Annotated in this window: 10 protein-coding genes and 1 pseudogene; 2 read left to right on the plus strand and 9 right to left on the minus strand. The window is 63.1% G+C overall.

From position 1 onward, the window contains the following. Nucleotides 1-327: 327 nt before the first annotated feature. Nucleotides 328-546: pseudogene (locus tag EN969_RS05965) on the plus strand (type II toxin-antitoxin system RelE/ParE family toxin); the annotation flags it as partial. Here EN969_RS05965 and EN969_RS05970 read toward each other — a convergent pair. The 9 genes from EN969_RS05970 to EN969_RS06010 form a co-directional block, all read right to left on the minus strand. After that, the gene (locus EN969_RS05970; protein ID WP_013532633.1) at nucleotides 543-1007 is read right to left on the minus strand and encodes a cytochrome c-type biogenesis protein; all 465 of its coding nucleotides are present in this window, start codon (nucleotides 1005-1007) and stop codon (nucleotides 543-545) included. The pseudogene EN969_RS05965 and the gene EN969_RS05970 overlap by 4 nt on opposite strands. After that, a complete protein-coding gene (locus EN969_RS05975) occupies nucleotides 1004-2995 on the minus strand; it encodes a heme lyase CcmF/NrfE family subunit (protein WP_013532634.1) in 1992 nt (663 codons plus the stop codon). The genes EN969_RS05970 and EN969_RS05975 overlap by 4 nt, the downstream gene beginning before the upstream one ends. Before the next feature lie 32 nt (nucleotides 2996-3027). After that, nucleotides 3028-3471 (minus strand): cytochrome c maturation protein CcmE, encoded by a 444-nt coding sequence (ccmE, locus tag EN969_RS05980; protein WP_013532635.1) that lies wholly within the window; start codon nucleotides 3469-3471, stop codon nucleotides 3028-3030. 8 nt (nucleotides 3472-3479) lie between these two features. Continuing rightward, nucleotides 3480-4619 carry a c-type cytochrome biogenesis protein CcmI gene (ccmI, locus tag EN969_RS05985; protein WP_127419022.1) on the minus strand — a complete coding sequence of 380 codons (1140 nt, stop codon included), beginning with the start codon at nucleotides 4617-4619 and terminating at the stop codon, nucleotides 3480-3482. A 93-nt stretch (nucleotides 4620-4712) separates the two neighbouring features. Beyond that, on the minus strand, nucleotides 4713-5150 hold the full coding sequence (locus EN969_RS05990; RefSeq protein WP_013532637.1) for a hypothetical protein: 438 nt from the start codon (nucleotides 5148-5150) through the stop codon (nucleotides 4713-4715). A 184-nt stretch (nucleotides 5151-5334) separates the two neighbouring features. Next, nucleotides 5335-6768: an ATP-binding protein gene (locus EN969_RS05995; protein ID WP_013532638.1), complete on the minus strand. Its 1434-nt coding sequence runs from the start codon at nucleotides 6766-6768 to the stop codon at nucleotides 5335-5337. Continuing rightward, nucleotides 6752-7417: a response regulator transcription factor gene (locus EN969_RS06000; protein ID WP_013532639.1), complete on the minus strand. Its 666-nt coding sequence runs from the start codon at nucleotides 7415-7417 to the stop codon at nucleotides 6752-6754. The genes EN969_RS05995 and EN969_RS06000 overlap by 17 nt, the downstream gene beginning before the upstream one ends. A 119-nt stretch (nucleotides 7418-7536) precedes the next feature. Continuing rightward, nucleotides 7537-7839 carry a hypothetical protein gene (locus EN969_RS06005; RefSeq protein WP_013532640.1) on the minus strand — a complete coding sequence of 101 codons (303 nt, stop codon included), beginning with the start codon at nucleotides 7837-7839 and terminating at the stop codon, nucleotides 7537-7539. Between the two features lie 175 nt (nucleotides 7840-8014). Continuing rightward, complete coding sequence (locus EN969_RS06010) at nucleotides 8015-8422, minus strand: DUF3168 domain-containing protein (RefSeq protein ID WP_013532641.1); 408 nt, start codon at nucleotides 8420-8422, stop codon at nucleotides 8015-8017. Nucleotides 8423-8715: 293 nt separating this feature from the next. Between EN969_RS06010 and EN969_RS06015 the strand changes: the two genes are divergently transcribed. Next, nucleotides 8716-9353, plus strand: a 638-nt coding sequence (locus EN969_RS06015; RefSeq protein ID WP_127419023.1) for a hydratase, incomplete at its 3' end; no start/stop codon positions are given.

A 9353-nucleotide genomic window follows, 5' to 3' on the forward strand; every position in this document is an offset into this window, starting at 1 on the left:
GAACAGGGCTGGTTCCGCTGGTCAGCGCACCGACGCCGATCGCACCGGCCACGGCTACAGACGCGACGGCAGCCATGAGACGCTTGCGGGTGACGGAATATGAACGGGGGGCAATATTCATGGATCTCGTATCCTCTTTCCAAATGGACGCTGCTGATGGGCATCCTCAAGCAAGAGAATTAGAGTGGCGCACATTACAGCGCCATTTCCGACACATGAAACTTTGGTAATGTTTTGGGGTCGGGAGACGCACAAACCCGTTGGCCGCGATGCCCTATGCGCTATCTTGTACACAACTCAGCACAAGGCTTTCATAAATGACAGCAAGCACGCCTGGCGGATCGTATTCGTGAAATGGGCCGAGGCCTTGGTGATATGGCGACGGGCCGGCCAGGCCGGGTAACAGGCACATATGAGACGTTCATCGGCCGCCCGCCGTACATCATTGCTTATGAGTTGCGCCCGATCGCTGGCCGTCAGTGCGTCGTTATCCTGCGCGTCATTCACACGTCGCGGGACTGGCCCTCGGAGGAATGGCCGAGCTAATTGCCTAGTATCTTGTCCAGCGCCGCCTGTTCCTCAGTGGTCAGCGCATTGGTTGCCGTCGAGCGACGCGACCGCGCGGTCAGCACGATGAAAACGCCTCCCACCAGCAACAGCAGGACAGGCGTGCCCCACAGCAATGCATTGCGCAGGTCGAAACGCGGCTTGAGCAGCACGAACTCGCCATAGCGCGAAACCACGTAGTCCATGACCTGCTGGTCAGTGTCGCCGGCGACGAGGCGCTGACGCACGAGGACGCGCAGGTCGCGGGCAAGGTCGGCATCGGATTCGTCGATCGACTGGTTCTGGCAGACCATGCAGCGCAAGCCTTCCGAAAGCGCCCGAGCCCGCGCCTCAAGTGCAGGATCAGGCAGCATCTCGTCAGGCTTCACCGCCAAGGCCGTGCCGGCAAAAAACAGCGCCAGCAGCAGGATAATGGAGGTCAGCGAAAGCCGTGCGTTCATGGCAGGGTCGCGGATGGCACCACGCTCGCCTGCTTGCGCCGTCGCGACGGCGCGCCGACGCGCAGGCGCCGGTCCATCAGCGACATCGCCGCGCCCGCCATCATCATCAGGCCACCGCCCCAGATCAACGTCACCAGCGGCTTCCACCACAAACGCACGACGACCGAACCGTCTTTGCCCTCGTCGCCGAGCGAGATGTAGAGCTGCGAGAAACCGATCGTCCTGATGCCGGATTCCGTCGTCGTCATCTGCCGCACCGGATAAAACCGCTTGGCGGAGCTGATTTCGCCAACAGGGCTGCCGCTGACGCCGATCAGCTCGAAGCGGCCGCGATCCTCGCTGTAATTCGGTCCCTGGGCCGGATAAAGCCCGACGAAACGCAGCGTATGGCCGGACAGTTCGACGGTCTCGCCGGCATGCATCGACAGGATCTTCTCGGTGCCGAAGCAAAGTGTGCCGACGATGCCGAGCGTGGTCAGGCCGAGGCCGAGGTGAGCGAAGGCTGTGCCGAAGACCGAGCGCGGCAAGCCGAGCAAGCGCCGGACCATGATCCCCGTTGCGACGGTCCGAAAGCCGGATTTGACGGCGAGATCGGTGAGCGCGCCAAGGATCAGCCAGACGGCAAGGCCTACGCCCAGGGCTGCGAACACCGAGCCGCCGTCGATGAACAGAGCGGTGACCAGCGTCGCCAGCAGTGCCGCAGCAAAGGCCACCATCAGGCGCTGCGCGACGGCGAAGACATCGCCGCGCTTCCAGGCCAGCAACGGCCCGAACGGAACCACGAGCAGCAGCGGCACCATCAGCGGCCCGAAGGTGAGATTGAAGAACGGCGCGCCGACCGAGATCTTGTCGGCTGAAAAGGCTTCGACAGCGAGCGGATAGAGTGTGCCGACAAGCACGGTCGCCGTCGCCGTGGTCAGGAACAGATTGTTGAGGACGAGTGCCCCTTCTCGGGAAATCGGGTGGAACAGGCCGCCGGTCGTCAACCGGGAAGCGCGCAGCGCAAACAGCGCCAGCGAGCCGCCGATAAACAACGTCAGGATGCACAGGATAAACACGCCCCGGGTCGGATCGGTTGCAAAGGCATGCACCGAGGTCAGCACGCCCGAACGCACGAGGAAGGTGCCGAGCAGCGACAGCGAAAAGGTCAGGATGGCGAGCAGCAGCGTCCAGATCTTCAGCGCCGAGCGCTTTTCCATGACAATGGCCGAATGGAGCAGCGCGGTGCCCGCCAGCCACGGCATGAAAGACGCGTTCTCGACTGGATCCCAGAACCAGAAACCGCCCCAGCCAAGTTCATAATAGGCCCAGTACGATCCCATGGCGATGCCGCCGGTCAGGAACATCCAGGCGACCAGCGTCCACGGCCGCACCCAGCGCGCCCAGGACGCGTCGATGCGGCCTTCGATGAGAGCGGCGACCGAGAAGGAAAAACAGATCGAGAAGCCGACATAGCCGAGATAGAGGAACGGCGGGTGGATGGCGAGGCCGAGATCCTGCAGGATCGGGTTGAGATCGCGGCCTTCGATCGGCGCCGGGTTGAGCCGGATGAACGGATTGGACGTCGCCAGGATGAACAGGAAGAAGGCGGCGCCGATGGCGCCTTGCACCGCAAGCACATTGGCGCGCAGCGTCGCCGGCAGGTTGGAGCCGAAAGCGGCGACGAGTGCGCCGAAGAAGGTCAGGATCAACACCCAAAGCAGCATCGAGCCTTCATGATTGCCCCAGGTTCCGGTGATCTTGTAGATCAACGGCTGCAAGGAATGCGAGTTTTCCCACACGCTTGCCACCGAGAAATCGGAGCTCGCATAGGCACTCGCCAGCGCTGCGAAAGACAGCGCCGTCAAGGCGAAGCCGGTCACCGCGACCGGACCCCCGACGGCCATCAGGCGCTGGTTGTTCAGGCGTGCGCCAAACAGCGGCACGAGCGTCTGCACCAGCGAAAGCGCAAACGCCAGGACGAGGGCGAAATGTCCGGTTTCAACCATGCCCGTGATCCACTGTCGCTCTCCTGCCGGAGCTATTCACTCTTGCTCTCCTGCCACACGCCCTTGGCCTTGAGGCCGTCCGCAACCTCCTTGGGCATATAGCGCTCATCATGCTTGGCCAGCACGCTATCGGCAACAAAAACCCCGTCCGGGCCGAAACTACCCTCGGTGATGACGCCCTGCTCTTCGCGGAAAAGGTCGGGCAGGATGCCGGTATAGGTGACCTTGACCGATTTGTGCGTGTCGGTGACCGAAAAGCCGACCGTGGCCCCCTGCCCGCGCTGGATCGTGCCTTTTTCGACCAATCCACCCAACCGGATGCGCTGGCCAGGCTGGACGCTTGCCGTGGTGAGATCGGCCGGCATGTAGAAATAGGAGGCCTTCTGGCCAAGCGCGTAGAAAGTCAGCCCGGTCGCGGCACCCAGGAAGACCAGGCCGCCCGCGATCACCGACAATCGTTTCTGCTTGCGCGTCATGTCTTGTTCTACTCCGTCGCCGCAAGCCCAAGCGAAGCGGCAAAGGCGGTGAACTTCTTCGCCTGGTCACTGTCGGCCCCAAAGACGGCAATGGCGCGACCGAGCGCCTCACGCGCCTGATCGGCCTTGCCAAGCACGACATAGGAACGAACGAGCCGCATCCATCCTTCCGCGTCGTGCGGATTTTGCCGCAGCTTGTCGTCAAGGCCGGCAACCATGGTGTTGATCATGGCTTCCCGATCCTGCGGCGACATCGAGGATGCGGCGTCGATATCGCCGGCATCGGGGCCGTTGGCGGCGTCGCCAGAAGCCACTTCGGGGTTGCCGGACTTGGCCAGCGCCTGCTCGACGGCACCGCGCCATGGCGAGTCCGGCGGCAATCTGCCCAGCATCGCCTGCCATGCCGTGGTCGCTTCCTTGGCGCGACCCTCCTGCGCCAACGCCATGGCCAGGTAGAAACTGGCCTTCGCATTGGCCGGATCGAGCTTCAGGGCTGCCTCGAAAGCATCCTGGGCATCGGCCGAGACAATGCCGCCTGCCGCGCCGGCGATCGCCTCTCCGAGACCGGCCTGGCGAACGGCGCTGTCGCCATCAAGCCGAATGGCGTTGCGATAGGCATCCGCCGCGTCGGAAAAGCGCTGCATGCGCAGATAGACCGGGGCAAGCACGTCCCAGCCCCTGCCATCGGTGGGATTGGCGGCCAGATGGGCTTCGGCCCGCGCCACCAGTTCGTCGACCGAACTGTCGGCGGGATTCTTGGCCAACCGCTCGCTGAGCGGTTGTGACGGCAGGTCGGGAGAGCCAAGCTTGACATAGAGCCCCCAACTGACCAGCGGCACCGCCAGCACGGCTACGGTTGCCACCAGCCTTGCGGTGGCCGGCGCTCGGCCCGCGTTTGCGCCACCGGCGGTACCCGCATTGTCAAGGCGAAGGATGCGGCGAGCGATCTCGGCGCGGGCTTCGGCCGCTTCGGCCGGCTGGATCAAGCCACGCGCGGCGTCGCGGTCAAGCTCGGACAGTTGGTCGCGATAGACTTCGAGATCATGTTCGCCGCTCGACGACGCGCCCTTCGCGCTGGCGGCCAGCGGCAACAGCACCGCCAGGCTTGCACCCAGCGTGAGAATGGCGGCTATGACCCAGAACAGCATGGTTCTTCCAATAACGGCAGAGCTCTGCCGTGCCAACAGATGCATGCTGCGACGCTTTGACGACGCCAGCCGCCAATCGTCGGCAGACGGTCGTCAGGTCAGCGGCGTCCAGCTGCCATCGGCGTTGCGGCAAGCGGTTCCGCGCGCCGTGACTCCGGCGCCGCCGGAAAACACCGTCTGCGTGTACTGGCGGCAGTCCTGCGAACCGACGCGGTAGGGCTGGGCCGGAACCACCTCGCCGTAGCGCGAAGCCTGGGCGCCTTTCCACGTCACCTTCTGGCCGCTGGTCGTGTATTCCAGCGCTTTGTACTCAGCCTCGAGCGCGCTGCGCTTCTCGGTCTCGCTGAGGCCGTTGCCGATCGCCCCGCTGATGAGGCCGCCGCCCATCGCCGAAATGATCGTCGTGGTCACCTTGCCGCTGGAAGGAGGTGTCGAGGCCGGTGTCGCTGCCACGGTTGGACCCTTGCCGCTCAAGGTGGTGCAGCCGGAAACAGCCAGCAATGCGGAAACAAGCGCGACGCGAATCTTCATGCCAACAACCGGTTTTCTTGAGTTGGAGCCTGCCATGGATGCGCCGGGGGCCGCGTCATCGAGAAGTCGGCGTGGCCATAATATTGATATTTGTCGGAAATTTGGCCGCTGGCCGCTGCGGGACCAATGGACATGCCGCCAACAACATCTCCCGCCCCTCTATGTCGATCGGCTCTGGTGAACATCACTGAAGGCTCCGCAATCGCACCACCGCCTTCAATCCGCCCATACCGGACCGTTCGAGCGCCAGAACGCCTCCATACTCGTTGACGAGGTCTGCGACAATGGCCAGGCCCAGACCTGTTCCGGGCTTTGTCTCGTCCAGACGCCGTCCGCGCTTCAGCGCCTCGCGAGCCTTGTCCTCGGGAATGCCCGGACCGTCATCCTCTATGCCGATCTCGAACAGGCCGGCCGGGTCGTCCTTGCCGGTCAAGGGCACGATCGAGACCTGCACCGCGCTCTTTGCCCATTTCATCGCGTTTTCAAGGAGATTGCCCAGCAGTTCCTCAAGGTCCTCGCGCTCGCCGGCGAAGACGATCTCGCCCGCCGGCAGCGACAGCGACAGATTTGTCTGCGGATTGAGCTTCCGCAGAACCCGCACCATGCGCTGCACCAGCGGCGTCACCGGCGTGCGGTAGACGACGCTGTCGCGTTGTGCCGCGACGCGGGCGCGCTGGAGATAGTGTTCGACCTGCTTCTGCATGGAAGCCGCCTGTTCGGCGATCAACTGCCCCTTGGCGCCGCCGAGCGCGCGGCCCTCGTTGAGCAGTACCGCCAGCGGCGTCTTCAGCGAATGGGCGAGATTGCCGACCTGTGTTCGCGACCGCTCGACGATGCGCCTGTTGTTTTCGATCAGCGCATTGGTTTCGTTGGCAAGCGGTTCGATCTCGGCCGGGAAGCGGCCGTCGAGCCTCTGGGCGGTGCCTTCGCGCACCATGGCGAGCGCGTTCCTGACCCGGCGCAGCGGCTGCAGGCCGAGCAGGATTGCGATCGCGTTGATGGCGATCATGCCGACGCCGAACAGGCTGAGATAGGTCAGCAGGCGGCGCTGAAAGGTGGCGATTTCCTGTTCGAGTTCGCTCTGGTTGCCCATGACGCGGAAACGCGCGGCGCGGTTCTTGGCGTCGAGGACGAATTCGCTCTCGAACACTTCGAGTTGCTCGCCGTCGATGCCTTCGGCTGCGTAGCTGCGCTGGAAGCTCGCGTTGAACGGCACCTCGGCAACGCTCGGTGACGGGATCGTCGTGGTCATCGACGACGAATGGAGATCGCCATGCACGCCTTCCGAAGCGGGCTCAACCGACCAGTACCAGCCCGAATTCGGCTCCGAGAACCGGAGGTCGCCGAGATCTGGCGCGCCGGTCAGCGCACCGCTGTCGGAGATGCCGATCGAACCGATCAGGTTGAACAGATGCGCCGAAAGCAGGCTGTCGAAGCCGCGCTCGCTGGCTTGGCGGTATAGGGTGGTGATCAAGGTGAAGATGACAACGAGCGTCACGATCGCCCAGACCGTGGAAAAGGCGATGACGCGGAACGTCAGCGAACGCGGCCACAAACGCAGCGAAAGCGGCGTCCTTGCGGTTGGTTTGAGCGGTTCCGAGTTACGCCTCCGGCTCACGCATGCGGTAGCCCATGCCGCGCACGGTTTCGATCATGTCGATGCCCATCTTCTTGCGCAGCCGCCCGACAAACACCTCGATGGTGTTGGAATCGCGGTCGAAATCCTGATCGTAGAGATGCTCGACCAGTTCGGTCCGCGAGACGACCTCGCCCATATGGTGCATCAGATAGGCAAGCAGGCGGAATTCGTGCGACGTCAGCTTCAGCGGCACGCCGCCGACATCGGCCTTGGAGGCCTTGGTGTCGAGGCGCAGCGGTCCGCAGGTCAGCTCGGACGAGGCATGGCCGGCAGCGCGCCGGATCAGAGCCCGTAGCCTCGCCAGCACCTCCTCGATGTGGAACGGCTTGGTGACGTAGTCGTCGGCGCCGGCATCGATGCCGGAAACCTTGTCGCTCCAGCGGTCGCGCGCCGTCAGGATCAGCACCGGCATCTTGCGGCCGCCGCGTCGCCAGCGCTCGACCACGCTGATGCCGTCCATCTGCGGCAGGCCGATATCGAGCACGACCGCGTCATAGGGCTCGGTGTCGCCGAGGAAATGGCCTTCCTCGCCGTCGAAGGCGCGGTCGACGACATAGCCGGCATCGACCAGCGCATCCGATATCTGCCGATTGAGATCCTTGTCATCTTCGACGACCAGTACACGCATGCGGAGTTCGATACCTGTTGAAGAGCTTTGTCGGATGGAAGAGCTTTGTAGGATTGAAAACTGGGGCAGATATAGGCCGATTCCGGCGGCCTGGGAAACGTAGCCTAAGATTGATTGGATCAGTTCAGCGGAACGACGATCTCGGAACGGCGCGGACGTTGTCCGTCCTTGCCCGGAACGAGCACGACGATGACACAGACAGGCTGACCGCCGCGCGTCGATTGCGAGGCCTTGGCCAGCGTTCCGCCATTCTGCTCAGCCACCTGTTGGCCGATGGCGTAGCAATCGGAGGCCGCCAGTACGATCGGACTGGCAAGGTCGGGCGGCGCGATGACCGGCATCGCCATCGCCTGCGACGCAAACAGCCCGGCAGCACAAAGCGCCAGTGTCGCGGTTCGGAAGTGGGAGCGAAGCGTTTTCATGACCGGCGTTGTAACGCATCGGTGCTGAACGTGAAATGAACGGTGAACGCCGCTGAAAACATCCTCGCCACACCCCTGCAACGCGAGACAGTCAACCTGGGATTTCACCGCCTCGAACAGGCGAAATCCCGCGAAAGTCCAGTCTAGACTCCGTTTTGACCATATTGAAAGCGCATCAGGCATTTTCCTGCGTCATCGCGCGAAAACGCAGCAGCCCGTGATGCACGAGCAGATCCTCGTCATGGCGGGCTTCGGCAAATTCCAGCGACAGTCGTGTCTGGCCGCGAGGGCCGATCACCAATGCTGCGTCGGCAAGGCGCACCTGGATGGCGGCCATGATGGCTAGCGTTTCGGCATCACCATGGGCTTTCGACCAGACATGCAGCGTAATCAACTGATCGTCAGTGTTCTCGATGCCCGTATCCCAGTCGAAAGCGGAGGTATGGCCGCAGGTCACGTACGGAAAAGCGGCGTTGTCGGTTGGCCGTTCGAGCAGTCCGGCGCCGCCCAACAAGGCCGACAGCGATGCGTCGCTTCTCAGCCTGAGAAACACTGCCTGCTGCAAATCGCCTGGCGCGGTCATCGTCTTTTCCTCCGGTTCCTGCGCTGCCGACTGTTGCTTTTCGGAAGCTGTCCGCGTTCTGCGTGTTCTGACAGATATAGCCATTCGACGCGCAGAGGCGATGGCGATTCGTCATCGGAATGATGGATGCCGATGATCTCGAAAGGGCGGCTTTGCCAAGACCACCGTCGCGGGCACCACGCCGTGAACATGGACTCTCGATTCCTGGTCACATATTCTCGCTCCATACAGCGTCGCATGACGCAATGTTTCCTTGCCGTTTTTGATCCAGGAAGCAATTTCGGAAGCTGATGATGCTCGATGCAGAAAAGACCAGGGCTGCGTCGCGGTTGTTGGTAGGCCACTGGGACAAGGGCACCCGTCTCGACGCCATACCCGAGGCGTTGCGCCCACAAACACGGCTCGAAGGTTACGCTGTCCAGTCGCATGTCATGGATCGCTCGGCGGCTCCGCTTTTCGGCTGGAAGATTGCCGCGACCAGTCTGGCGGGACAAAGGCACATCAACGTCGACGGCCCCATGGCCGGACGTCTCCTGGCCGAGAAAGCGGTGGAGATCGGCGGGACCGTTTCCCTGGCGACGAGCAAGATGCGCGTGGCCGAGATCGAGTTCGCTTTCCGTTTCGGCCGCGAGCTGCCGCCTCGTGCGGCACCCTATGAAATCGCCGAGGCGATGGAAGCCGTGGCGAGCTTGCACCCGGCGATCGAAATCCCGGACTCACGGTATGACGATTTCTGCGCCGTCGGGGCGCCGCAGCTCATTGCGGACAATGCCTGCGCCAATCTGTTTGTCATCGGCGAGGCGGCGGAAGACGACTGGCACGACGTGGATCTTGCAAAGCACCCCGTGATCGCGTCCGTTTCCGGAAGGTCGCAACATAGCGGATCGGGAGCAGCCGTATTGGGCGATCCTCGCATCGCGCTTACCTGGAT

The sequence above is a fragment of the Mesorhizobium sp. M7A.F.Ca.CA.003.01.2.1 genome, from assembly GCF_003998945.1.
GTDB classification, from domain to species: Bacteria; Pseudomonadota; Alphaproteobacteria; order Rhizobiales; family Rhizobiaceae; genus Mesorhizobium; species Mesorhizobium ciceri.

Excerpts from the sequence above, each read along its gene's own strand:
- EN969_RS05970 (WP_013532633.1), bottom strand. The coding sequence starts at position 1,007 with ATGAACGCACGGCTTTCGCTGACCTCCATTATCCTGCTGCTGGCGCTG.
- EN969_RS05975 (WP_013532634.1), bottom strand. The coding sequence starts at position 2,995 with ATGGTTGAAACCGGACATTTCGCCCTCGTCCTGGCGTTTGCGCTTTCG.
- ccmE (WP_013532635.1), bottom strand. The coding sequence starts at position 3,471 with ATGACGCGCAAGCAGAAACGATTGTCGGTGATCGCGGGCGGCCTGGTC.
- ccmI (WP_127419022.1), bottom strand. The coding sequence starts at position 4,619 with ATGCTGTTCTGGGTCATAGCCGCCATTCTCACGCTGGGTGCAAGCCTG.
- EN969_RS05990 (WP_013532637.1), bottom strand. The coding sequence starts at position 5,150 with ATGAAGATTCGCGTCGCGCTTGTTTCCGCATTGCTGGCTGTTTCCGGC.
- EN969_RS06000 (WP_013532639.1), bottom strand. The coding sequence starts at position 7,417 with ATGCGTGTACTGGTCGTCGAAGATGACAAGGATCTCAATCGGCAGATA.
- EN969_RS06005 (WP_013532640.1), bottom strand. The coding sequence starts at position 7,839 with ATGAAAACGCTTCGCTCCCACTTCCGAACCGCGACACTGGCGCTTTGT.
- EN969_RS06010 (WP_013532641.1), bottom strand. The coding sequence starts at position 8,422 with ATGACCGCGCCAGGCGATTTGCAGCAGGCAGTGTTTCTCAGGCTGAGA.